The sequence below is a fragment of the Idiomarina ramblicola genome, from assembly GCF_003987255.1.
GTDB lineage: Bacteria > Pseudomonadota > Gammaproteobacteria > Enterobacterales > Alteromonadaceae > Idiomarina > Idiomarina ramblicola.
The window spans coordinates 92616-116844 of record NZ_PIQC01000003.1 but is presented as its reverse complement, the minus strand read 5'-3'; the positions used below and the strand labels follow the sequence as shown (position 1 = coordinate 116844).

The window sequence follows — 24229 nt, the reverse complement described above, 5'->3', positions numbered from 1 at the left end:
CCAGCAAAAATCGCCCAGCTTTGGAGACCTTGCTTGTGGAAATCTACCGCGGTGCACCTGCCTTATCAGCCTTCAAAACAACGAAGCAACTCGAACAACTGAAACAGGCAGGAATTCCTGTCAAAGAGCTGTATGCCGAGTATCAACATTTTGTTGATCTGCATAGTGAACTTAGTGATGAACACCGCTCCGTATTAGTCCAACTGCTTAAATACGGTCCTGAGTTACCGGCTCATGAGCCGCAAGGCGCATTAGTGGTTGTCGTACCCCGCATTGGAACAATTTCCCCCTGGGCTTCTAAAGCTACTGACATTGCCCACAATTGTGGATTGAAAAGCATCCATCGGGTTGAGCGCGGTGTGGCCTTTTATCTGCAGGGTGACTTATCGGCAGAAGAACTGAAGCAGGCGGCGTTACTGTTGCATGATCGTATGACTGAAAGCGTGTTGTACGATATGGACGATGCGCGTCAGTTGTTCCGCTCACAGGAGCCACAGCCTTTGTCTTCAGTTGATATTCTGGCGGGTGGTCGCGAAGCCTTAACCCAGGCGAATATCAGCTTAGGTTTAGCACTGGCGGAAGACGAAATTGATTATCTGGTAGAGAATTTCCGTAAGCTGGACCGTAACCCTAACGACATTGAGCTTTACATGTTTGCTCAGGCAAACTCTGAGCACTGTCGTCACAAGATTTTTAACGCCGACTGGACTATTGACGGCGTAGAACAGTCTAAATCGCTGTTCAAAATGATTAAGAACACCTTTGAAACCACGCCGGATTACGTGTTGTCGGCGTATAAAGACAACGCGGCCGTCATGGAAGGCCACGAAGCCGGACGTTTCTATCCGCAGCCGGACAGCATGAGCTATGGCTACAGCCACGAGCCGGTACACATTCTGATGAAGGTGGAAACCCATAACCACCCAACGGCTATTTCTCCTTACCCGGGTGCGGCAACCGGTTCCGGCGGTGAAATTCGCGATGAAGGCGCTACCGGTGTTGGCTCTAAACCCAAAGCGGGCCTGGTGGGTTTCAGTGTTTCAAACCTCAACATTCCGGGCTTTAAGCAGCCGTGGGAAGAGAACTACGGCAAACCAGCGCGTATTGTTTCCGCGCTGGATATTATGCTGGAAGGCCCTCTGGGCGGTGCGGCGTTTAATAACGAATTTGGCCGCCCGGCGCTGACGGGTTACTTCCGCACCTACGAGCAAACGGTCGACAGCCACAATGGTCGTGAAACTCGTGGTTACCATAAGCCGATTATGATTGCCGGTGGTTTGGGTAACATTCGTGAGGCTCATGTGCAAAAAAGTGACGTACCGGTTGGCGCTAAGCTGGTGGTGCTGGGCGGTCCGGCAATGAACATTGGTTTAGGTGGCAGCGCCGCCTCGTCAATGGCCTCGGGTGAGTCGACTGAAGACTTAGATTTCGCCTCGGTGCAGCGTGAAAACCCGGAAATGGAGCGTCGCTGTCAGGAAGTGATAGACCGTTGCTGGCAGTTGGGCGCCGACAATCCTATTGCTTTTATTCATGACGTGGGTGCGGGTGGTTTATCGAACGCCATGCCGGAGCTGGTCAGTGATGGTGGTCGTGGTGGCCGTTTTGAGCTGCGTGATATTCCGAACGACGAGCCGGGCATGACGCCACTGGAAATTTGGTGTAACGAGTCGCAGGAACGCTACGTTATTGCCATTGCCCCGGAAAACATGGCGCGTTTTGAAACGCTGTGTGAGCGCGAACGTGCTGAATATGCGGTGATTGGCGAAGCCACCGAAGAACTGACGATTTTACTGAACGATGCCAAGTTCTCGAATCAACCGATTGATTTGTCGCTGGACGTGTTATTAGGCAAGCCGCCGAAAATGCATCGCGACGTTGCTCGTTTACAGGCGGAAGGTACGCCTTTGCATCTGGAAGCGGCGGACTTGAATGACGCCGCTGACCGCTTATTACGGCTACCGGCCATTGCCGAAAAGACCTTCTTAATTACCATTGGGGATCGCAGTGTGACCGGGTTGGTTGCGCGTGACCAGATGGTCGGTCCGTGGCAGATACCGGTTGCTGACGTTGCGGTCACCGCCGCCAGTTATGACAGTTACCACGGTGAGGCCATGGCGATGGGCGAGCGCACGCCGCTGGCTTTATTGAACTTTGGCGCTTCGGCACGGATGGCCGTAGCTGAATCTCTGACCAACATTGCGGCTGCAGATATTGGTGATTTAAAACGCATTAAATTATCGGCCAACTGGATGGCTGCTGCCGGACACCCGGGTGAAGACGCTGGCTTGTACGAGGCGGTAAAAGCCGTTGGCGAAGAGTTATGTCCTGAACTCGGCATTACCATTCCAGTGGGCAAAGATTCGATGTCGATGAAGACTCAATGGCAGGAGAACGGCGAAGACAAAGCCGTGACGGCACCAATGAGTCTGGTGATCACCGCGTTTGGCCGGGTGAACGACATTCGTGCAACCTTAACGCCGCAATTACGTACCGATAAAGGTCAGTCGCACCTTGTGCTGATTGATTTAGGTAAAGGCAAGAACCGTTTAGGTGGTTCAGCGTTGGCGCAGGTGTACCAGCAACTGGGGCAGCACACGCCGGATTTAGACGATACAGAAGCCTTTAAAGCCTTCTTTAACACCACACAGCAGTTGGTAACCGAAGGGCGCTTATTGGCTTACCACGACCGTTCTGACGGTGGCTTATTCACTACCGTAGCGGAAATGGCGTTTGCCGGAAATTGTGGCGCGAATGTGGCACTGGATGAATTAGGCGAAGACAATTTAGCGGCTCTGTTTAATGAAGAGCTGGGCGCTGTTATCCAGGTCAGTGATGAGCAGTATGAGCAAGTAATGGACGCCTATAAAGCCGCTGGTTTAGGCGACTGCGTTAAGCGTATTGGTGAACCAACGCACGACGACGCTATTGTCTTTACTCGCGACGGACAGAATGTATTAGCGCAGAGCCGCACGCACTGGCGTACGGTGTGGGCTGAAACGACGCACCAAATGCAACGTCTGCGTGATAACCCGGTTTGCGCTGACGAAGAATTTCGTTTGAAACAGCGTGCGGATAACCCTGGTTTACAGGCAGATTTAACCTTTGATCCTTCTGAAGACGTTGCTGCGCCTTATATTACTAAGGGTGTGGCGCCTAAAGTCGCGATTCTGCGTGAGCAGGGCGTCAATTCGCACTACGAAATGGCGGCGGCGTTTGACCGTGCTGGTTTTGAAGCGGTAGATGTTCACATGAGCGACATTCTGGCGGGCAGGGTATCGTTAGAAGATATGCAGGCGCTGGCGGCTTGTGGTGGCTTCTCTTACGGTGACGTTTTAGGTGCCGGTGAGGGCTGGGCGAAGTCGATTTTGTTTAACGACCGTGCGCGCGAGCAGTTCGAAGCTTTCTTTAAGCGTAATGATACGCTGGCGCTGGGTGTGTGTAACGGTTGCCAGATGTTGTCGACGCTGAAGCAGTTAATACCGGGAACTGAGCATTGGCCGCGTTTTGTGACCAACCGCAGTGAGCGTTTTGAAGCGCGCTTTAGCCTGGTCGAAGTGCAGAAATCTCAGTCTGTTTTCTTAGGTGATTTGGCCGGTTCACGTATGCCTATTGCGGTTTCTCATGGTGAGGGAAGAGCTGAGTTTGCTAACCCTCAGCAACAGTCTCAGTTGGAGCAAAATGGGCAGGTTGCGCTACGTTACATTGATAACTGGGGCGAAGTGGCAGAGCAGTATCCGGCTAACCCGAATGGTTCACCGAAAGGCATTACGGCGGTAACCAGTGACGATGGTCGAGTGACAGCCATGATGCCGCACCCTGAGCGTGTGTTCCGTACTGTTGCTAACAGCTGGCACCCGGATGAGTGGGGCGAAGACAGTCCATGGATGCGCATGTTCCGCAACGCCCGTAAGCACATCGGTTAGCTGGGCGGCGCGAACTGCAATTCGGCTAACCCGTGGGCTTTCTGCTTACGGAGACGCTACGAGTTCATCCCTGAAGGCTTGACGAAGGCCATCCATGGCCTTCGACACTCCTGCAGCAGAAAGCCCACGGGTTTGATGCCTCTTGCAGCTCGCGCTGCACACCTCCTCAATAGTCCCTGCAACCGTTGGGCGCTCGCTATCCATGGTGATGTGAACATCTGATTCGCGACGTGTAGCCTGACGTTTACGTCAGGTGCTGGCTGTTATTTTTATGCCTAACGCTTTAGTAACAGCCAGTACACTTTTAAGGGTTGGGTTGCCTTTGTCGCTGAATGAACGGTATAGCTGTTCTCGGGACAACCCTGTTTTTTGAGCTAACTCGGTCATGCCTTTTGCTTTTGCCGCTATGCCAATAGCATGGGCAATGTAGCCTGCGTCTTCTGTTTCCAGCGCATCGGCAACGAAAGCCGCGACAGATTCTGCATCCTCTAAATAGGAGGCTGCGTCAAATTTTCTGAAAGTCGTTGCCATTGTTACTGCTCCAATATTCGTAAAGTAAGTGTGCTTTTTTAATGTCTCTGCTTTGGCTTTTTTTATCGCCTCCGACGAGTAACAAAATGAGCACACCTTGATCTTCATAGAAATAAACTTGGTAGCCGGAACCAAAGTGCATTCGTAATTCGCTTAGTCCATGACCAATAGGCTTCACGTCACAGGAGATTCCTTCTACTAACCTATTAACCCGGGCAATAATTCGGCCTTTGATTGTTTGATCTTTTATGCCTGATAACCATTGCCGAAATTTATTTGATTCGTATACTGATAAGCTCATTGTAGTTTTTAAAATACACTTTGGCAAATAAGATGGGTAAATTAGCAGAGGCAGTGAATCTGGTATGTAGGCCAGGGCGGTGAATTCGTGTAGGTGTTCAATGGCGTAGCCTGATGTTTACGTCAGGAACGATATCCCACCTGACATGAATGTCAGGTTACAACACCACCGTATTTTTATGCGGAGGGTTGGCTACTAGGGTTTCGCGCAGGTCATTTTCGTAACTGGGTTTCAGGTGAGTTACCCAAAGCTCATCGGGTTGTTGCTCTAAGCTTTTCAGGGCGCGTTCAAGTAAGCCCGGGGTCATGTGTTTGGTTTTTTCTGCAACGGGCAGTAACTCGTCGGGAAAAGCGCATTCCAGCATTAGGGTGTCGATGTGGCCTAAGCGGTTAAGCTGTTCGGTCAGTTGCGTGCCGGCAATGGTATCGGCAGGGAAGACAAAGTGTTTGCCCTGACTTTTTACGCTGTAACCCACTGTCGGCACGCTGTGTTCTACGGCAAAAGCTTTAATTTCCAGACCTTCAAGCTCTATGCACTCACCGGGATGAATTTCGTTAAACTGCAATATCGCCTCAGGCCCTTCTGTCATGCTGCTAAGTTCGGGCCAGATATCGCCATTAAAAATATTAGTCTTCAGCTTTTCCAGAGTATGAGCCTGAGCGTAAACCGTAACAGGTAAGTGCTCACTTCCGTACTGGTTACTTAAAAAGGTAGGGAGCGCCGCTATGTGGTCCATGTGTGAATGGGTTAAAAACACATGCCGAATCTGGTGCATTTGTGCCAGGCTGAGTTGATTCAGACCGGTGCCGGCGTCAATCACAATGTTATGATTGAGCTGAATACAGGTTGAACCGCCTTTGTTGTCGCCGCTGAGTCCGCCGCTGCAGCCAAGCACTTGAATATTCACAATCTGTTCCCATCTTGGTTTACACTGTAGTGAAAGATTATCACATTAATACAGCCGAGGAGGCTACATGGAACACACACCAACGAAAAGCTCTCCAGTTATGCCGCAACTGATTATTCTGACGTTATTCTGGGTTGGTCTGCAGTTGGTGGCAACCTGGGTAAAAGATGACTTTTCTCATGTGGGCCAATACATCAGTGAAATTAATGCCACCGGCAGTACGGCGGCAGGAGCTTTTGGCTGGGTAGGATTTATTCCTCTGGCTCTGATTTCGTTCGGTGTGTTGTTAACTGCGCGCCCGCATTTACGGGTAAAAGGCATTAGCCACCTTGGTTGGAGCTTACTATTTTTCTACCCGGTAGCTTACCTTGGTGCCGCGCTGGCGCCTTGCGACTTAGGCTGCCCGGCAGATGGTTCCAGCTCTCAGGCATTGCACAACATCATTAGTATTGTCAGTTACTTTGGCTTTGCGCTGGGCACCTTGTTACTCACCTTTACACCGAAAACCACCTGGCCGGTACGTTGTGCGTTTGTTCTGCTGTCCTTGATTATAGCCTTAGGCTTTGTGCTGATGATTAACCCGGAATTGACAGAGGTACGGGGTGCTATGCAGCGTTATGTTGAGTTGGCGCAACTGGTGGTGTTCTGGTTGTTGTTATGGTTGAAGCCTGAAGAGGCCAACGGGGGAAGTGATGAGTAACTCTGTTCGTTTAAGCGTTGAAGGTATGAGCTGCGCGTCTTGTGTCGGTCGTGTCGATAAAGCGCTGAACGGCTTGGATGGTGTTGAAGACGCTTCGGTTAACCTGGCGTCGGACAGTGCCGAAGTGACTTACTCAGATAAGCTTTCTGTGGATGATTTGATTAAGGCGGTGAAAGGCGCCGGCTACGATGCACATGAAGTGCTTGATCGTGATAAGCAAATGCGTGAACAGCGCGAGCAACAGGCACAGGAAATGCGCACCTTAAAACGTCAGCTGTGGCTTTCCGCTTTGCTGACGTTGCCGGTGTTTATACTGGCCATGGGCAACCATGTGGTGCCGGTATTTTCCGAATGGGTGCATCATTCACTGGGCTTACAAACCAGCTGGTGGATACAGTTAGTGCTTACTACCGTGGTGTTGGCGGTTCCCGGTGCACGTTTTTATAAATTAGGTATTCCTGCTTTATTCCGCGGTGCTCCTGACATGAACTCGCTGGTGGCGTTGGGCGCTACGGCTGCCTGGGGTTATTCCGTCGTGGCAACGGTTTTTCCAACCTGGTTACCGAGCGAGTCAGTGAACGTTTACTTCGAAGCGTCGGCGGTTATTGTCACGCTCATTCTGGCGGGCCGTTTTATGGAAGCGCGAGCCAAAAGCCATACGTCGGATGCCATTCAGCGACTCATGAGCCTGCAAAGCAAAACTGCCCGGGTGGTACGTGATGGTAATGTCACCGAAGTGGATGTTGCTGAGCTGGGAAAAGGCGATGAAATTGAAGTGCGCCCGGGCGAACGTATTGCGTTAGATGGCGAAGTTTCTTCTGGTGACAGCTACGTGAATGAAGCCATGATAACCGGTGAACCTGAGCCGGTGCATAAGCAAAAAGAAGACAAAGTAGTCGGCGGAACGCTGAACGAAAAAGGTACGCTACGCTTTAAAGTGACGGCAACCGGTGAAGGAACCGTACTGGCACAGATAATCCGTATGGTTGAGCAGGCGCAGGGCAGTAAATTGCCCATTCAGGACACGGTGAACCGTATTACATTATGGTTCGTACCTGCGGTGATGCTGGTGGCGTTGCTGACCTTTTTGGTGTGGTACTTTGCGGCCAGTGAGTCAGCACTTACTTTTGCGCTGGTCAATGCGGTGGCTGTGTTAATTATTGCCTGCCCTTGCGCCATGGGGCTGGCGACACCGACCTCAATTATGGTGGGTACCGGCCGAGGTGCGGAAATGGGCGTGCTATTCCGTCAGGGCAGTGCCCTGCAGGCGTTGCAACAATCCAAAGGCGTTATCTTTGATAAAACGGGTACGCTGACTGAAGGGAAACCAACCATTACCGACTGGATAACCGTTGGCGACTTTGATGAAAAAGAGGTGCTGACATCAGCGGCTTCTATTGAGGCTAAATCCGAGCATCCTACGGCAGAAGCTTTGGTTAATTACGCAAAAGATCAGAACTTAAAAGTGTCTGAGCCGGATACCTTTGAAGCCATTTCAGGTTTGGGGGCTACCGGTAAAGTCGATGGCAAAACACTTTATATTGGCACCAGCGAGTTGATGCAGGACAACGGTATTGCGTTGGATAACGAACCCGATGACGCGAAAGGCTGGTCTGAAATTGGCCGCACACCGATTTATGTGGCTATTGATGGCAAACTGGCAGCGGTATTTACCCAGGATGACCCGATAAAACCCAGCGCCAAAGAATTGATTAAACGCTTGCACGCCAACGGTCTAAAAACTGCTATGGTCACAGGGGATGCCGAGTCCACCGCAAAACGTATTGCCAAAGAACTGGGCATTGATGAAGTGGTTGCCAATGTAAAACCCGATGGCAAAGTGGATGCGGTTAAGCGCCTGAAAAAAGAATGGGGTCAGGTAATCTTTGTGGGCGACGGTATCAATGACGCGCCCGCACTGGCTTCCGCAGATGTAGGCTTTGCTATTGGCACCGGTACGGACGTCGCCATTGAATCCGCCGATGTGGTGCTAATGTCTGACAACCTGACCGTTGTGCAACAGGCCTTTGCTTTGTCTGAAGCCACCATGCGCAACATTCGTCAGAATTTATTCTGGGCGTTTGCTTATAATACCGCGCTGATCCCTGTCGCTGCGGGCGTGCTGTATCCGTTTTTCGGTATTTTGCTGTCACCTATGCTAGCGGCGGGTGCCATGGCGTTGTCTAGTGTGTTTGTCATTACCAACGCGCTGCGCCTTAAAACCGTGAATTTGGAAAAGTAAATTGAAAGGAATAGACGGACATGAAAGTCGGAGTTTTTGATAGCGGTGTGGGTGGTTTAACTGTGGCTCGATCACTGCAACAAAGTGGTTGTTTCAGCGAACTGTTATATTACGGTGACACCGCCCGGGTGCCTTACGGTAGCAAGGACAGCAACACCGTTACGCGCTATGCGCTGGAAGCCGTGGAGTTTTTTAATGGTGCCGATGTGGACTGTCTGGTGGTGGCCTGTAATACCGTCAGTGTGACCGCATTGGAGCAAATGCAGAAGTTCTCCAATAAGCCGGTGTATGGCGTACTTGAGCCGGGAGTTATGGCACTGCAGCAACTGCAGGATATTGATACCAACGCCAGGGTGTTGGTTATTGCAACGCGCTCGACCATAAACTCCGGTGCTTACCAGCAACAGATACAGGCTTTGGGTTATAAGCAGGTGAATGCTATGGCCACGCCGTTGTTTGTGCCCATTGTTGAAGAAGAGCTTTACGATGGACCAATTCTGAAGGAAACCTTTAAGCACTATTTTGGCCAGCTTGAAAAACCTGATGTCGTGCTGCTGGGTTGTACACACTTTCCGCTAATTGCCAAGAGCATTTCGGCGTATTTCAGCGGCGCTAAAACTATTCACTCCGGCGAAGCCATGCTGGCCTGGCTAAAGCAACATCTGGACTTAAGCGCCCAGTTTGAAAGCACACCACTGCACATCATAGCCACCGAAAACGTCGATGCCGTCAAACGCACCGCCACCCGCTGGGGCCTGAAGCTGTAGCCTGATGCTATTGCATCAGATGAGATATCGAGGACAACGCGAGTGCTGAGGTTATCAGTGGGACTTTGGAGCACTCGCTATTCCACGTTTCCTATAATGCAATAGCATCAGGCCACACCTTTTAGTCCTCTAATTCATCTGCCCTTTTAATCCTTCTCTTAATTTTCTCCTTCTTAAATGCCGCTATTATCAATACATAAAAACGCCAATTCCCAGATTGGGAATTTTATTGACAAACTCTAATTTTTTCCCATAATGGGAAATATGAATCGGGATAAGTACGTTCATGAGAATTGTATCAAGGGCTACCCTCCGCGAGTTTTGGGAAAAGCCTAATTACAGGGATGCAGAGCAACCTTTGAAAGCGTGGTTCGATGAAGCTCGATATGCGTCATGGGAAAAGTCACAGGATATAAAAGAGCAATACCGGCATGCGAGTTTTATAGCTAATAATCGGGTTGTATTTAATATCCACGGTAACAAGTACCGGCTTGTTGTCGCGATGAAGTACGAGTTCTCGATGATTTACATTCGTTTCGTTGGTACGCATAAGCAATACGACGCAATTGATGCAGAAACAATTTAGAGGTGAGGGTATGAATATAAAGCCCATAAAAACAGCTGAGGATCATCAGCGTGCACTGGTTCGTATTGATGAGCTTTGGGATGCTGAACCCAACACAGAAGCGGCTGATGAACTCGATATTCTGGTGACTTTGGTCGAAGCGTACGAAGAAACTAAGTATAAAATCGATGCGCCCGACCCTGTGGAAGCAATTAAATTCAGAATGGATCAGGAGGGTCTAAAAGACTCTGATCTGGTGCCATTTTTAGGTCAGCGGAGTCGGGTTAGTGAGGTTTTAAATCGAAAGCGACGTTTAACACTGCCTATGATTCGTCGCTTGCATAACGGGTTACATATACCTCTGGAATGTCTGGTGACGGATTACGAACTAGATAGTGCTGGGACCTGAAGTTATTGCGGCAGGTGAAAATGTGAGCTAGCGAGTGAGCTAAAAATTTAGCGGTGGGGCTTTGGAGAGAGTAAACGACTGTCGGGTCACATGTAAGCGCTACGAGTGTTGAGGCCCGTTATGCCAGAGTGTCGAAGGCCATGGATGGCCTTCGTCAAGCGTTCATGGATGAACTTGCAGCGTCTCTGGCATAACGGGCCTTAACGCTCAAGCGAAACGTGTGACTCAACAGTCGTTTTCTCCGAAGTCCCACTGCTAACCTCCGCACTCGCGTTTTCCTCGATATCTCACCTGACATAAATGTCAGGCTACGTTAAACTAAGCACCACTTTGGCTTTCAGGAGTTTGTACTTATGCCGCAGACGCAGCGTCCGCTTTATATTCCCTATTCTGGTCCTAACTTGTTGGAAACCCCGTTACTGAACAAGGGCAGTGCCTTCAGTCGGGAAGAGCGTGCCGCGTTTAACCTGACCGGCTTGTTGCCGCCTCGCTATGAGAGTATTGAAGAGCAGGCAGAGCGTGCTTATATGCAATACCGGAGCTTTGAAACGCCGATTAACAAGCATATTTACCTGCGTGCTATTCAGGACAACAATGAAACCCTGTTTTATCGCTTATTGACGGATCATCTGGAAGAGATGATGCCAATTATTTACACCCCGACGGTGGGAGATGCCTGCGAGAAGTTCTCGGACATTTACCGCAGTTCGCGCGGCTTGTTTATTTCTTACTCTGAGCGTGATCAGATAGACGATATTCTGCGCAATGCCACTAAGCAAAAAGTGAAAGTTATTGTCGTAACCGACGGTGAACGCATTCTGGGCTTAGGTGACCAGGGTATTGGCGGCATGGGTATTCCGATTGGTAAGCTGTCGCTGTACACCGCTTGTGGTGGTATCAGCCCGGCGTATACGTTGCCGGTTATGCTGGATGTTGGCACCAACAATGAAAAACTGCTGGAAGACCCAATGTACATGGGTGCGCGGCATAAGCGTATTGGTCAGGAAGAGTATGATGAATTCCTCGACAAATTTATAAAGGCGGTTACCAAGCGTTGGCCGGGCGTGATGTTGCAGTTTGAGGACTTTGCCCAGCCCAATGCCATGCCGTTGCTACGTCGCTATCGTGACGAGGTTTGCTGCTTTAATGATGACATTCAGGGCACTGCGTCTGTGACGGTGGGTACGCTATTGGCGGCCTGCCGTCAAAAAGGCAAAAAGCTGAGTGAGCAGAAAGTGGTCTTTGTCGGGGCAGGCTCGGCCGGTTGCGGTATTGCTGAGCAGGTGATGATTCAGATGACGGCTGAGGGTTTAACCGAAGAGCAGGCGAAGAAACAGATATTTATGGTCGATCGCTTTGGTCTGGTGATGAACACTATGGACGGGCTGCGCGATTTCCAGCAGGCACTGGCACAGAAGGTTAGTGACTTAAATGACTGGGAGTACAGCGGCGATTACCCGTCGTTACTGGACGTAATGCATTGTGCTGAGCCTGATATTCTAATTGGTGTATCTGGGCAGGCCGGACTCTTTACTGAGCAAGTTATTTCGACCATGGCAAAAAATGTGGAACGGCCCATTATCTTTCCATTGAGTAACCCGTCGAAACATGTTGAAGCGCATCCTGCGGATGTGATGAAGTGGAGTGACGGTAAAGCGATTGTGGCGACCGGAAGTCCTTTTGGTCAGGTTGAATACAATGGCAGGACTTACCCGGTAGCTCAGTGTAACAACAGTTATATTTTCCCGGGCATTGGTCTGGGTGTGTTAGCGGTTAAATCGGATCGTGTCAGTGATGAAATGCTTCGTGTCGCCAGTAAGACACTGGCCGGGGCGTCACCCAGTGCCAATGGCAAAGGCGAAGAATTGCTGCCGGCCTTTAATGACTTGACTCAGCTCAGCAAGGACATTGCTTTTGCGGTGGGTAAAGTGGCGCAACAGGAAGGTTTAGCACTGGAAATTGATGACGATACGCTACGTGAGCGCATCGACAACAATTTTTGGAAACCGGAATATCGTTTCTATAAACGGGTCAGTATTTAAGTATGCGCTAAGTCGATGGCTTGCTGTAAATCGCTCAGCAGGTCGTCGGCGTTTTCAATGCCTACCGATAAACGCAATAAATCCAGCGGTACCGGCGTATCAGGCCCTTCAATGCTGGCGCGATGTTCAATCAGACTTTCGACGCCACCTAATGACGTAGCCCGATGCCATAACTGAGTTTTCGCGGCAACCGCAATGGCGGCTTTTTCTCCGCCGGCCACACGAATCGATAACATGCCACCGAATCCGCCGTTCATCTGTTTTTGGGCAACCTCGTGGCCCGCAAAGCTTTTTAGCCCGGGATACAAAACTTCAATAACCTGCGGATGTTGCTCCAACTGCTCGGCAATATATAAAGCACTTTGACAGCTTTCTCTGACCCGTAAAAATAAGGTCCGCATGCCTCGTAACAGTTGCGCTGCGTCTTGAGGCCCCGGAACTGCGCCGGACTGCGCTCGAATCGCGACCAGGCGTTTCCAGAAGTCATTATCTTCTCGGGCAGCCAGTGCGCCGGAAATGACATCGGAATGGCCGTTCAGGTATTTGGTGGCGGAGTGCATCACAAAATCGGCGCCAAGATCTAATGGCTTGGTTAGCAGTGGCGTTGCGACTGTGGAATCGACTGCAAGCAGAGCACCGCAATCGTGAGCGATATTAGCGACGGCGGCAATATCAGTCACGGTCCACAAAGGGTTACCCGGCGTTTCCAGCCAAATAAGCGTAGGGGCGTTTTCTGCAATGGCAGCGCGTAACTCGTTTAAATCCGCAGTATCTACAAACCGAACCTTCAGTCCGCTATCGACGCCAAAAGTCTGTAGCCATTTGCGCAAAGCCCAGTACATGACTTTGGGGGCAATGACCGAATCGCCGGGTTTTAATGCCTGAAAAACGGCCGTAGCGGCGGCCATGCCGGAAGCAAATAAGCGCGCATCGACAGCATTCTCAAGCTCTGCCAGCAGCTTTTCTGCCGGGCGGTAAGTGGGGTTGTCAGCCCTTGAATACACACGACCGGTACGATATTGATTATCCTCATCACGCAGATAAGTCGTTGATGTGTATACTGGAGGGATAATTACGCCATTCTCGTTGTCAGAGTGGGTACCACCCTGAGCAAGGAGTGACTGTGGCGAAAAAGGATGTTTCGTCATATAAATTCTCGTTAAAGTAATCTCAATGCGAGATAGTACGTATAAGAAAGGAAATGATTTAATACTAACTTAAGAGGTATTGTAATGCGTTACTTAATTTCCGCACTACTGGGTTCTATGTTGTTTGTCGCAAACGCCGCACAGGCGAACGAATGTGAGCTGACCATAGATAGCAATGACAACATGAGATTTGATACAAAAGAGATGTCCGTACCGGCAAGCTGTGATGAAGTGACAGTGACTTTAACTCATTCAGGTAAACTGGATAAGAAAGTCATGGGTCATAACTGGGTGCTGAGTGAAGCGGGCGATATGCAGTCTGTTGTTCAGAAAGGCATGTCGGCAGGTATGGATAACAATTATGTACCAGAAGGCTCTGATGCCGTTATCGCAGCGACTGATGTAGTTGGTGGCGGTGAGGAAACCTCGGTGACCTTTTCTACAGAAGGCATGAGTGCAGATACCGATTATAAATTCTACTGCACCTTCCCTGGTCACTCAGCAATTATGCAAGGCAGCTTTGCGATTAAAGAGTAATTATTGCAAAACTGTTCTTTCGCTAATTAATTAGTCATAGCTGCAGCCTATAGGGCTGCAGTTTTTTTGGAGCACCATTTGACCGTTATGAAGTTTTTACTCATTACTTTCGTTTTCGCATTGTCGCTGACTGGCACGGTTAGTCAGGCTCAGCAATTCGGTCCTCGTGAAGCTTTGGTTATTGCCGAACCGGTGACCTTTGAGCGTGAACGTAACCGGGTAGAAGCGGTTGGTACGGCCGAAGCTGTGCGCTCCATTACCATTTATCCTGCTGTCGGTGACAGGGTCGTGGCCGTCAATTTTCAGCCGGGCGATGAAGTTGAAAAAGATGAGTTGCTGGTTGAGCTGGATGCCCGCCGTCAGCAAGTTGCGGTGGAACAAGCACAAATCAATCTGCGTGATGCTGAGCGCACAGTAGAGCGCTTACGTGCCAGCCGTGAACAAGGTGCTGTGCCGCAATCAGAATTAGACAACGCTATTTTATTAAAGGATTTGGCGAGAGTTGAGCTGGATAACGCTAAGATAGAATTAGAAGATCGTTTTATTCGCGCTCCTTTTACCGGAATTATTGGTATCACTGATGTTGAAGTTGGTGACCGTATTGACGAGCAGACGGCTATTGCAACGCTGGATGATCGTTCCACCTTATTAATTGATTTTCGTATTCCCGAAGCCGCCGTTTCACTATTGCAGGACGGTGCTGAGCTTAAAGTTCAGCCTTGGCGCTATTCTGGTACGCCGGTGACTGCAGAAATTGTGGAACTGGATTCGCGCATTAATGCGACCAGCCGCATGTACCGGGCACGGGCGAGAATCAATAATAACAGCGATGATTTTTTACCCGGCACCAGCTTCAGAACTGCCATCGAACTGGCAGGGGAAGAGTTCGCTTCAATACCTGAAGCGGCATTATCCTGGGGCGTGAATAACCCATTTGTCTGGGTTGTCGAAGACGACAAAGCGCAACGAATTGAAGTGCAAATAGAGCAGCGTCTGGCTGGGCGAGTGTTAGTTTCAGGCAATATCCAGCGCGATGATTTATTGATAGTTGAAGGGGTACAGAGTCTTCGCCAAGGACAGCCTGTGATTTTTGATCGAGCAACACTCGACACTCAGGAGGCCTCTGAATAATGTCAGATCAGCAGCTAAATAATCACCAGGATGCGAATGACTTACCGTCGGTATCGATTCGTCGTCCGGTACTGATTGTTGTTCTCAATGTGCTGATCGCCATCGCCGGTTTAGCGGCGCTGATGGGCGTCGAAGTACGTGAATTACCGGATGTTGACCGGCCTGTGGTTGGCGTCAGTGCGGCGTTACCGGGTGGTGCGCCAGAAACTGTTGATGCCGAGGTAACCAGCATTCTGGAAGGGGCTGCGGCCCGAGTTTCCGGGGTGGAATCCATCCAGTCTTCAAGTGAAGAAAACAGCGCCCGAATTTCGATTGAGTTCAGACCTGGTGTCGATTTAGACGTGGTGGCGGCAGAAGTTCGCGAAGCGGTCAATCAAGTGCGTCGGGAATTACCGGACGATGTAGAACAAATTAACGTGCAAAAGGCAGACAGCGATGCGCGTTCGGTGCTGGATTTAGCGGTTAGCAGCGATACTCTGACCCAGGAAGAACTGACGCGCCGACTGGAAACCGACTTGTCACCGGAGTTTCTGGCCATTAATGGTGTCGCAGATGTTCGCTTAAACGGCGACCGTGAACGAGTATTACGAGTGGATCTCGATCCTCTCAAGCTAGTGAGTTTTGGGTTGTCGGTAACGGATGTGGCCGATGCGCTGCGCTTAGCTCCTTTCGATGTTCCTGCCGGCAGCTTACGTTCGACCGACCAGCGACTCATCATACGGGCTGATGCAACGGCTATTACTGAAGATCAAGTTGAGAACATTATTGTCCGTGATGACACGCGTATCGGCGATGTCGCACAAGCTTACTTTGCGCCTGCGGACGCGGGCAGCTTTGTTCGTCTGGACGGCAAGCCTGTTATCGGTCTGGGGGTAATACGTCAGGCTGGTTCTAATACTATTGAAATTTCTGATCAGGCGCTTGCCGTGCTTGATCGTCTGCGTGACCGGTTTCCGGACATGGAAATGCACATTACCAATGATGACGCGCAGTTTATTCGTAAATCGGTCGCAGAAGTGGTTACCACTCTGGCCATCACCATTGCATTGGTAGTAGCGACTTTATGGGTGTTCATTGGCTCTTTCAGGGCAACGATTATTCCGGCATTCTCTATTCCGGTTGCTTTGTTCGGTGCGGTGGCTGCCATTTGGTTAATGGGTTTCTCCATTAACATTCTGACCTTGTTGGCGCTGGTGTTGGCAACCGGCCTGATTGTCGATGACGCCATTGTTGTTACCGAAAATATTCAGCGACGCCGGGCCATGGGTCTTGGCAGTCGTGCGGCAGCTGTGTTGGCAACCCGAGAGGTTTTCTTTGCGGTTGTGGCAACCACGGCGGTGCTGGTGGCAGTGTTTGTGCCAATTGCCTTTTTACCTTCAACGGCAGGTCGTTTATTCCGTGAGTTTGGCGGTGTGCTTGCGGCGGCTGTGGTCATTTCCTCATTTGTTGCTTTGTCGCTGGTACCGGCGTTTACCGCACGTTTGCCGAAATCGGCAGGGCAAAATAACCGTTTCGCTAAAATAGGTCATGTGTTTAAACGGTTTTATAAGCGTACGTTACACAAAGCGCTGGATTTTAGTTGGGTCATCGTGCTGTTGTCACTGCTATCCGCTGGTGGTGGCGCCATGCTGTATAACCAGATAGACAGTGAACTGATGCCGAATGAGGACCGGGGTTCGGTACGGGTTTTCTCTCGCGGACCGGACGGGGTGGGTCTGAAGTTTATGGACCGGCAGGCGCGTCAGTTAGAAGAAATTTTACTGGAATATAAAGACAGCGGTGATATTGAGTCGATTTACACCGTGGTCGGTCAGTGGGACCCAAACCTGGTATTTATTACCGCGAATCTGAAACCCTGGGAAGAGCGCGACATTAGCCAGCAGGAAATTATTGATAACATCAGAGAACCCTTAAGTCAGGTACCGGGCGCACCGGGACGCGCTTTTGGTGACAACAGCCTGAATTTAAGAGGGCAAGGTGGTGGTATTGAAATGGCCATTACCGGTGAGAACTATGATGAGATCTTTAAAGTTGCCCGGGAATTTACCGCTGCAGTCAAAGAACGAATGCCGGAACTTGGCGATCTTAATGTGTCTTATCAGCCAACTCAGCCGCAGTTAAGGGTGAAAATTGACCGCCGGCGGGCGGCTGAGCTGGGCGTTTCATTAAATGATATATCGTCGACGTTACGCGCTGCTATCAACGGCGATGATGTCGCGGATCTCAACGTCGGCGACCAACAAATTCCGGTCATGTTGCGTACGCGTAACAACTTAATTCAGTCACCTCAGGATATGCAGAATTTGTATGTGTCATCCAGTAGTGGCGACTTAGTTCCGATATCCAGTGTCTCTGAAATTATTGAAGAAGGGGTATCAGCAGAACTGGAGCGACAGGCACAGCGTCGTGCGATAGAAATAGATGCGCAACTGCCTGAAGACTTACCGATGTCTGAAGTGGTAGAACAATTGCGTTCGATAGCGGAAGAACAATTACCGGATAATATGGGGCTGGTGTTCTTAGGGGAAGCGGCTGCCTTTGAAGATACCTCACAAGAAATTGCCATGACCTATATTCTGGCCTTCTTAATTGTGTTGTTGGTGCTGGCGGCTCAATTTGAGTCCTTAAACAGTGCGGTGGTAGTGATGCTGACCGTTCCGTTTGGTATTGCTGCGGCTATTTATGCCTTGTTCCTGACTGGTACGTCAATGAACATCTATTCGCAGATAGGCCTGGTGATGCTGATAGGCCTGCTGGCTAAGAACTCCGTGTTATTGGTTGAGTTTGCTGATCAGTTGCGAGACCGGGGGCTCGATGTTCGCGAAGCCATTGAAGAAGCGTCGTTAATTCGCTTACGCCCCATTATGATGACTTTAGTATCAACCATTCTGGGTGGCTTGCCGTTGATTTTATCCTCCGGTGCTGGTGCGGAAGCCCGCAACTCTATTGGTTGGGTTGTCTTCGGTGGTCTCGGACTGGCAACGCTCTTTACGTTGTATCTGACGCCGGTGCTTTATCTCTGGCTAGCGCGCTTTACCAAACCGCGTGCCGACGAAGCCGCCCGGCTGGACAATGAGATGGAAGCAGCAAGAGAGAGTGGTCACTAAAGGCCGTTTGGAGTAATAATCCAGTGCTGAATATTCCAGCGCTGGCGTACTTTGTCCATTGCCCCGGTTTCTTCAAGATGCTTCAGAGCACGGTTGATTTGCTCGAGCAACTTCGTATTGCCGGCTTTGACTGCAAAGCTGACAGGAACCCTAATTTCTGGCTGCCAGAGAATTCGTACCCCAATCCCCATTTCTTTGGCAAGATACAAGCCCACCTGCTCAGGCATAATAACGGCTTCCACTTCGCCGACCGCTAACTGCGCCATGGATTCCTTTTTCGAGTCAGCTTGCTGGATTCGAATGGCGTTATGCAGGCCCAGCTCTTTTAAGTGTTGCTCCAGAATGGAGTGCCGGTCGCCACTAATACGTTTACCAACTAATTTTCTGACGGACTCAGGACTGCTGTCCTGATCCAGGACAAACAGAGTGGCAAGGCGGTGATAATAGGGCTGACTGAAGTCGAAGTAGGTTTGACGAACAGACGTTGACTCCATCCCGATGGCAATATCGAGTTCGCCATAGCGCAGCAAACTCACGACATTGTCCCAGTCGTATTGGTGGAGGTTAAATTCTTTTTGCAGGTGGTTAAATACGGCTTTTGTCACATCGACATCAAAGCCAACCGGTTCGCCATCTTGGTTAAACTGATAAGGTGGGTAGCCAGTGGCCATACCTATTTCGTCGGCATGACCGCTGGCAGGCACTGAAACATTCAACAATAATGAGACAGCGAAAAAGGTTGGCAGCAGCCGCATCTAAGCGTCCATAACCTTTAACTTGGAACGAATGTAATCAGCGTGACTGATATAAAGTAAATCGGCGAGTTTGCGTAACATACTTTCCTCATGTGGATCGAGCTTACTATCAGCGTAGGCAACAACCCACAAAGTTTCCAGTAATTCAACGCGTTGCTCGTATCTCAGCGCTTTCAGTTGTGCGGTGAAATCGTGTAGTGATGAGGCTTCTTTTACTGCCTGCACGGCTTCTTTAACTGCATTTTCCGCCTGGTCACCGGTGATGCCATATTCGTGTTCTAGCTCATGCAATAAGTGATCATGTTCCTCATCTGAAAGCTTGCCGTCGGCCAGACTAATCTCAGTCATTAAAACCAGAGAGAGAAAGGCATCGTTGGTGAGCCCGTCTACCTGGTGCAGTGTGGCTTGTTCAGAGATTGGGTTTTGTTGAAAAAAATTTTGCAGAGCTTTTAGCATACAACATCCTATTTGGGTAAATCGGGTAATAAAAAGGAAAATTCTGTGCCTTCGCCAGGCGTTGATTGGACAGAAATTTCGCCCTTGAGTTTCCGCGTCACCAGATTATAAACAATGGATAAGCCGAGCCCGGAACCGCCTTTTTGACGCGAGGTGGTAAAAAACGGCTCAAAAATATTCTTCATGGTCTCGCTGTCCATGCCTTTACCATTGTCACGAAAGTAAAAGCGTACACCATTATCTTCCTGCTTGGTCAGAATACGAATTTGATGATTTTCATCGGCTTCAGCAAAGGCGTGATCATTGGTGTTACTGACCAGATTGGTCACGATTTGTGCCAGTGCACCTTGATAAGTGCTCAAAACAATACGGTCGTCGCAGTCGATGTCTATAGTGACTTTTTTCTTTTTCACCATAGGGTTCAGGCTTAAAATCAGCGCGTGAAGGTAACTATTCAGTTCGCATTTAACCAACTCAAAACTGGATTGATCGACCGCCGTTTTCTTAAAATTTTGGATTAGTGTTGCTGCGCGCTCAAGATTGCTGCTGAGTAATTGGTAGGCCTCGAACGTATTGCTGATAAAAGTGTGCAGTTGTTTGCGCGAAATGGAACCGTCGCTAAAACCTTGATCCAGCTTTTTTAAGCGGTGCTCGCAATGGGTGACGGCGGTCACCGAAATGCCCAGCGGGGTATTGACTTCGTGCGCGACACCGGCAACCAATTTACCCAGAGCCGCCATTTTTTCCGTTTCAATCAATCGCTCCTGGGCTTGCTTAAAGTTGTCCAGTGCTTTGGTCAGCGACTGTGTGCGCTCTTCGACCATGCTTTCTAACTGCTCGTTTTGGCGCATCAGCAAGTTTTCAAACGTTTCACGTTCAGCAGCGCTGACCGCACGTCCGTATATGTCAGCCAGCATACCAACAAAAGCGACTTCATCGGAGCTCCAGCGACGCGATGGTTTACGGCTTTCACAGCACATAACACCTATCATTTCGCCTTTATGACGCAAGGGAACATCCAGCAGTCCGTAAACGCCGGTTTCTTGTAGATAGCCATTATTGAGCTCAACGGTTGCCGGATGAGTGCGGGCATCGTTGGCTATAATGGTGCGCTCAGTTTCTAAGGCTCTGAAGTATTCAGGTAACTCGCTTTTACGTAATATTGGTACGTCGGCATCGGGGCTTTTTTCGTCGATGAGCTTGGCAGCTGTCATACTTTTTTTATCAGGCTGTAGCAACCAGATGCTGACTCGGCTGATATCCAGCCCCTTCAGTGCCGAGGTTAGAATTAACCCGGATGCTTTTTCTAAGTCACCGCCGTCAATGTCTGTCGACTTTGATACGTCGAGAAGGATATTTTCTAATGCGTCGTTCATATTCAACCCGTGTTCTGAATATTTTCTCACTATAACCCACTGACTTTTAAAGTCCATTAACCGAACATAACTCTCCATTTAACGTTAGCAACTGGACTTTTGGATCGTAACTGCCTACAAAGGGAAGACATTTTTAATGAGGCAATACCATGAAAAAAACAACATTAACCTTAGCGGTGGCATCGCTGTTGAGCTTTGCGCCGTTGAGCATGGCAGAGGAACAAACTCAGGGCTGGGACGTAAGCGACCCACAAGGTGAATTTAAAACCATTGATATCTCGGTCAACTCAGGTACCTGGATGAATGTGGATGTCAGCCCTGATGGCGAGTACATCGTATTTGATTTACTGGGTGATATTTATCGCATGCCGTTTGGCGGTGGCGAAGCTGAAAAACTTGTCGGTGGTATTGCCTGGCATATGCAGCCGGTCTACTCGCCAGACGGACGTTACATTGCGTTTACCTCGGATCAGGGCGGTGGCGATAATATTTGGGTCATGGATGCGGATGGCAGCAATGCGCGCGCTGTGACCGAAGAAACATTTCGATTGTTGAACAGCCCGGCGTGGAGCCCGGACAGCGAGTTTCTGGTCGCGCGTAAACATTTCACCGCCAGCCGCTCACTGGGTGCCGGTGAAGTCTGGATGTATCACCGCAGCGGCGGTTCAGGTGTTCAGCTGACTGAGCGTCCGAATGACCAAAAAGACTTAGGCGAACCGGCGTTTTCACCTGACGGTAAATACATCTATTTTTCGCAGGATGATACACCGGGAAAAACCTTCCATTACAGTAAAGATTCGCTGGAAGGCATTTATGACATAAAGCGCTTTGAGCGCGAAACTGGGGAAATCGAAACCTTAATAAGTGGTGCCGGTGGCGCAATTCGTCCGACGCCGTCACCCGACGGGCGTTATTTGGCCTACATTAAGCGCGAAGATTTTGACAGCGTACTCTATGTACTCGATTTGAAAACCGGTGAACACAAGCGGGTTTACGGGAAGATGGAACGCGACATGCAGGAAACCTGGGCCATTCACGGTGTTTACCCGACCATGGACTGGACCCCGGATTCTAAGCAGTTGGTGTTCTGGGCCGGTGGTCATATTCAGAAGCTCAACATCGATGATGGCAACGCGCGCATTATTCCGTTTAAAGTTGAAACCGAAAAGAAAGTACAGCAGGCGTTACGCTTTAAGCAGAACGTTGAAGCTGACCAGTTTGACGTAAAAATGCTGCGCATGGCACAAGTGTCACCACAGGGCGACGCGGTGATTTACGAAGCTTTGGGTAGTTTGTATCAGCGTTCATTACCAAATGGTGAGCCGCAGCGTTTAACCAACAGTGAAGACTTTGAACTGTACCCACAATACTCGCGTGATGGCGAAAGCGTGGTGTTTGTGCGTTGGAACGATGAAGAGCAGGCTCAGGTTATTGTTCGCGATATTAGCTCGGGTAATGAGCAGGTGCTGAATACCGGTCAGGGCAACTTTGTCGAACCGACATTTTCACCTGACGGCAAGCACGTAGTTTACCGTAAGGTGCGTGGTGGTTACTTAATTTCAGATAAGTTTGGTCTGGAAAACGGTATTTATCGCGTTGCAGTGTCAGCCAACGCAGAACCAGAGCAAATTGCCGAAAGCGGGCATTTACCGCAATACGGCGCACGTAACGACCGGGTCTATCTGATGACACCGGGCGCTAAGCCAACCTTGAGCGTTATTGATTTACGCACGCTGGAACAACGCGAGTTGTATCAGTCGGAATTAGCCACTGAATTCCGTGTGTCTCCGGATGGCAAGCAACTGGCTTTTGCGGAACGTTTTAAAGTGTTCGTAACACCTTTAGTCGAGCGCGGGAGCGTTATCAACGTAGGGCCGGGAGATAAGCAAATGCCGGTACATCAGCTGTCTGTTCGTGCCGGTGAAAATCTATCCTGGACGGCAAACAGTGACCAGATTTACTGGACACTGGGGCCGGAGCTTTACCATACGTCGGTGGCTGAAGCCTTCAGCGCTGAAACTGAAAGCGACACGCTGAAAGTAGACAATGGTCAGAACATTGGTTTTGAGCATGACGCGATGGTACCGGGTACAACCGTTGCTTTTGTCGGTGGTCAGGTGGTTACCATGGATGGAGACACGGTCTACCAGCAGGGTACCGTGGTGGTCCGTAACAATAAAATTGTGGCGGTAGGACCGGAAGCTGAAGTTAATGTGCCTGCTGGTGCTGAAGTGATTGATACCAGCGGTAAGACCGCTATGCCCGGTTTATTTGATGCCCACGCGCACGGTGGTCAGGGCCAGGCGGAAATTATTCCGCAGCAGAACTGGGGACAATACGCGAACCTCGCATTTGGTGTGACTTCCATTCATGATCCATCTAACGATACGACCGAGTTCTTTGCCGCATCCGAACTGCAAAAAGCAGGCAAAATTGCGGCGCCTCGATTGTTTTCCACCGGTACTATCTTGTACGGGGCTAATGGTCCGGGGTATACCTCGCATGTGGACAGTTTAGAAGACGCCAAATTTCATCTGGAGCGCCTGAAGAAAGTGGGTGCCTTCTCGGTGAAAAGCTACAACCAACCTCGTCGTAACCAGCGTCAACAAGTGGTTGAAGCTGGTCGAGAACTGGAAATGATGGTGGTACCTGAAGGTGGTTCGCTACTGCAGCACAATTTAACCATGATTATGGACGGGCACACCACGGTTGAGCACTCGCTGCCGGTTGCCAATATTTACGCTGACATTCGCCAGTTATGGAAACAAAGTGATGTGGCTTATACACCAACGTTGGGTGTGGCCTATGGCGGTATCTGGGGTGAGAACTACTGGTACGCTGAAACCGATGTGTGGAAGCATCCGAAACTGACTCAATATGTACCGCAGGAGTTTTTAGTGGGCAAGGCCATGCGCCGCGAGAAAGCGCCGCATAACCATTACAATCACTTTAATAATGCGGAAGTGGCGACCGAGTTGCAAGACTTAGGTGTTGACGTACTTGCCGGTGCTCACGGTCAGCGCGAAGGTTTGGCGCAACATTGGGAAATTTGGATGATGGCACAGGGTGGTATGGAACCACTGGATGCCTTACGCACCGCGACACTGGATCCGGCAAAAGTTTTTGGTATGGACCACGCGTTAGGTTCACTGGAAGAAGGTAAACTGGCGGATATTATCGTGATTGATGGTAACCCGCTGGAGAACATCCGTGATACCGATAAAGTGACTCATACCATGGTTAATGGCGTACTTTATGACGCCACCACCATGGATCGCTTGCTGCCTGAACCACGCAAGCGTAAGGACTTTTTCTGGGAAGAATAAGCCCGG

At 50.0% G+C, this 24229-nt stretch carries 18 protein-coding genes; 11 read left to right on the top strand and 7 right to left on the bottom strand.

Annotated elements, in window-relative coordinates:
• Window positions 1–35: 35 nt before the first annotated feature.
• On the top strand, window positions 36–3923 hold the full coding sequence (gene purL, locus CWI78_RS04060; protein WP_126780521.1) for a phosphoribosylformylglycinamidine synthase: 3888 nt from the start codon (window positions 36–38) through the stop codon (window positions 3921–3923).
• A gap of 249 nt (window positions 3924–4172) precedes the next feature.
• Here purL and CWI78_RS04055 read toward each other — a convergent pair whose 3' ends face one another.
• The 3 genes from CWI78_RS04055 to CWI78_RS04045 all read right to left on the bottom strand — a co-directional run bounded on the left by CWI78_RS04055 (window position 4173) and on the right by CWI78_RS04045 (window position 5662).
• On the bottom strand, window positions 4173–4454 hold the full coding sequence (locus CWI78_RS04055; protein ID WP_126780519.1) for an addiction module antidote protein: 282 nt from the start codon (window positions 4452–4454) through the stop codon (window positions 4173–4175).
• On the bottom strand, window positions 4429–4755 hold the full coding sequence (locus CWI78_RS04050; RefSeq protein WP_126780517.1) for a type II toxin-antitoxin system RelE/ParE family toxin: 327 nt from the start codon (window positions 4753–4755) through the stop codon (window positions 4429–4431). Before CWI78_RS04050 ends, CWI78_RS04055 begins: the two co-directional genes overlap by 26 nt.
• Before the next feature lie 157 nt (window positions 4756–4912).
• Window positions 4913–5662, bottom strand: a complete 750-nt coding sequence (locus tag CWI78_RS04045; protein WP_126780515.1) for a 3',5'-cyclic-nucleotide phosphodiesterase — start codon at window positions 5660–5662, stop codon at window positions 4913–4915.
• Window positions 5663–5729: 67 nt separating this feature from the next.
• Here CWI78_RS04045 and CWI78_RS04040 point away from each other — a divergent pair, with 67 nt between their 5' ends.
• The 6 genes from CWI78_RS04040 (at window position 5730) to CWI78_RS04015 (ending at window position 12387) form a co-directional block, all read left to right on the top strand.
• Window positions 5730–6362 carry a DUF998 domain-containing protein gene (locus tag CWI78_RS04040; RefSeq protein ID WP_126780513.1) on the top strand — a complete coding sequence of 211 codons (633 nt, stop codon included), beginning with the start codon at window positions 5730–5732 and terminating at the stop codon, window positions 6360–6362.
• The gene (locus tag CWI78_RS04035) at window positions 6355–8604 is read left to right on the top strand and encodes a heavy metal translocating P-type ATPase (RefSeq protein ID WP_126780511.1); all 2250 of its coding nucleotides are present in this window, start codon (window positions 6355–6357) and stop codon (window positions 8602–8604) included. The genes CWI78_RS04040 and CWI78_RS04035 overlap by 8 nt, the downstream gene beginning before the upstream one ends.
• Window positions 8605–8624: 20 nt before the next feature.
• Entirely contained in the window at window positions 8625–9371 is a 747-nt protein-coding gene (gene murI, locus CWI78_RS04030; RefSeq protein WP_126780509.1) for a glutamate racemase, read from the top strand.
• Window positions 9372–9729: 358 nt separating this feature from the next.
• Entirely contained in the window at window positions 9730–9957 is a 228-nt protein-coding gene (locus tag CWI78_RS04025) for a type II toxin-antitoxin system HigB family toxin (RefSeq protein WP_244213068.1), read from the top strand.
• Between the two features lie 10 nt (window positions 9958–9967).
• The gene (locus tag CWI78_RS04020; RefSeq protein WP_126780506.1) at window positions 9968–10345 is read left to right on the top strand and encodes a helix-turn-helix domain-containing protein; all 378 of its coding nucleotides are present in this window, start codon (window positions 9968–9970) and stop codon (window positions 10343–10345) included.
• 353 nt (window positions 10346–10698) lie between these two features.
• Window positions 10699–12387 (top strand): NAD-dependent malic enzyme, encoded by a 1689-nt coding sequence (locus tag CWI78_RS04015; protein ID WP_126780504.1) that lies wholly within the window; start codon window positions 10699–10701, stop codon window positions 12385–12387.
• On the opposite strand, the gene CWI78_RS04010 is transcribed toward CWI78_RS04015, so the two are convergent.
• Complete coding sequence (locus CWI78_RS04010; protein WP_126780502.1) at window positions 12384–13535, bottom strand: trans-sulfuration enzyme family protein; 1152 nt, start codon at window positions 13533–13535, stop codon at window positions 12384–12386. The genes CWI78_RS04015 and CWI78_RS04010 overlap by 4 nt on opposite strands.
• An 84-nt stretch (window positions 13536–13619) precedes the next feature.
• On the opposite strand from CWI78_RS04010, the gene azu reads away from it, so the two are divergent.
• The 3 genes from azu (at window position 13620) to CWI78_RS03995 (ending at window position 18310) form a co-directional block, all read left to right on the top strand.
• Window positions 13620–14072 carry an azurin gene (azu, locus tag CWI78_RS04005; RefSeq protein WP_126780500.1) on the top strand — a complete coding sequence of 151 codons (453 nt, stop codon included), beginning with the start codon at window positions 13620–13622 and terminating at the stop codon, window positions 14070–14072.
• Window positions 14073–14159: 87 nt separating this feature from the next.
• Window positions 14160–15203 (top strand): efflux RND transporter periplasmic adaptor subunit, encoded by a 1044-nt coding sequence (locus tag CWI78_RS04000; RefSeq protein WP_126781030.1) that lies wholly within the window; start codon window positions 14160–14162, stop codon window positions 15201–15203.
• A complete protein-coding gene (locus tag CWI78_RS03995; protein ID WP_126780499.1) occupies window positions 15203–18310 on the top strand; it encodes an efflux RND transporter permease subunit in 3108 nt (1035 codons plus the stop codon). The genes CWI78_RS04000 and CWI78_RS03995 overlap by 1 nt, the downstream gene beginning before the upstream one ends.
• On the opposite strand, the gene CWI78_RS03990 is transcribed toward CWI78_RS03995, so the two are convergent.
• Genes CWI78_RS03990 through CWI78_RS03980 form a run of 3 tightly spaced genes read right to left on the bottom strand, consistent with a single transcriptional unit; the run spans window position 18307 to window position 20897 of the window.
• The gene (locus CWI78_RS03990) at window positions 18307–19065 is read right to left on the bottom strand and encodes a transporter substrate-binding domain-containing protein (protein WP_126780497.1); all 759 of its coding nucleotides are present in this window, start codon (window positions 19063–19065) and stop codon (window positions 18307–18309) included. The genes CWI78_RS03995 and CWI78_RS03990 overlap by 4 nt on opposite strands.
• Window positions 19066–19521: a tellurite resistance TerB family protein gene (locus CWI78_RS03985; protein ID WP_126780495.1), complete on the bottom strand. Its 456-nt coding sequence runs from the start codon at window positions 19519–19521 to the stop codon at window positions 19066–19068.
• Between the two features lie 8 nt (window positions 19522–19529).
• On the bottom strand, window positions 19530–20897 hold the full coding sequence (locus tag CWI78_RS03980; protein ID WP_126780493.1) for a sensor histidine kinase: 1368 nt from the start codon (window positions 20895–20897) through the stop codon (window positions 19530–19532).
• A 149-nt stretch (window positions 20898–21046) separates the two neighbouring features.
• On the opposite strand from CWI78_RS03980, the gene CWI78_RS03975 reads away from it, so the two are divergent.
• The gene (locus CWI78_RS03975; protein ID WP_126780491.1) at window positions 21047–24223 is read left to right on the top strand and encodes an amidohydrolase family protein; all 3177 of its coding nucleotides are present in this window, start codon (window positions 21047–21049) and stop codon (window positions 24221–24223) included.
• Window positions 24224–24229: the final 6 nt, after the last annotated feature.

Coding starts and splice junctions, on each gene's coding strand:
- CWI78_RS04055 (WP_126780519.1), bottom strand. CDS start 4,454: ATGGCAACGACTTTCAGAAAATTTGACGCAGCCTCCTATTTAGAGGAT.
- CWI78_RS04050 (WP_126780517.1), bottom strand. CDS start 4,755: ATGAGCTTATCAGTATACGAATCAAATAAATTTCGGCAATGGTTATCA.
- CWI78_RS04040 (WP_126780513.1), top strand. CDS start 5,730: ATGGAACACACACCAACGAAAAGCTCTCCAGTTATGCCGCAACTGATT.
- CWI78_RS04035 (WP_126780511.1), top strand. CDS start 6,355: ATGAGTAACTCTGTTCGTTTAAGCGTTGAAGGTATGAGCTGCGCGTCT.
- murI (WP_126780509.1), top strand. CDS start 8,625: ATGAAAGTCGGAGTTTTTGATAGCGGTGTGGGTGGTTTAACTGTGGCT.
- CWI78_RS04020 (WP_126780506.1), top strand. CDS start 9,968: ATGAATATAAAGCCCATAAAAACAGCTGAGGATCATCAGCGTGCACTG.
- CWI78_RS04015 (WP_126780504.1), top strand. CDS start 10,699: ATGCCGCAGACGCAGCGTCCGCTTTATATTCCCTATTCTGGTCCTAAC.
- CWI78_RS04010 (WP_126780502.1), bottom strand. CDS start 13,535: ATGACGAAACATCCTTTTTCGCCACAGTCACTCCTTGCTCAGGGTGGT.
- azu (WP_126780500.1), top strand. CDS start 13,620: ATGCGTTACTTAATTTCCGCACTACTGGGTTCTATGTTGTTTGTCGCA.
- CWI78_RS04000 (WP_126781030.1), top strand. CDS start 14,160: ATGAAGTTTTTACTCATTACTTTCGTTTTCGCATTGTCGCTGACTGGC.
- CWI78_RS03995 (WP_126780499.1), top strand. CDS start 15,203: ATGTCAGATCAGCAGCTAAATAATCACCAGGATGCGAATGACTTACCG.
- CWI78_RS03990 (WP_126780497.1), bottom strand. CDS start 19,065: ATGCGGCTGCTGCCAACCTTTTTCGCTGTCTCATTATTGTTGAATGTT.
- CWI78_RS03985 (WP_126780495.1), bottom strand. CDS start 19,521: ATGCTAAAAGCTCTGCAAAATTTTTTTCAACAAAACCCAATCTCTGAA.
- CWI78_RS03980 (WP_126780493.1), bottom strand. CDS start 20,897: ATGAACGACGCATTAGAAAATATCCTTCTCGACGTATCAAAGTCGACA.
- CWI78_RS03975 (WP_126780491.1), top strand. CDS start 21,047: ATGAAAAAAACAACATTAACCTTAGCGGTGGCATCGCTGTTGAGCTTT.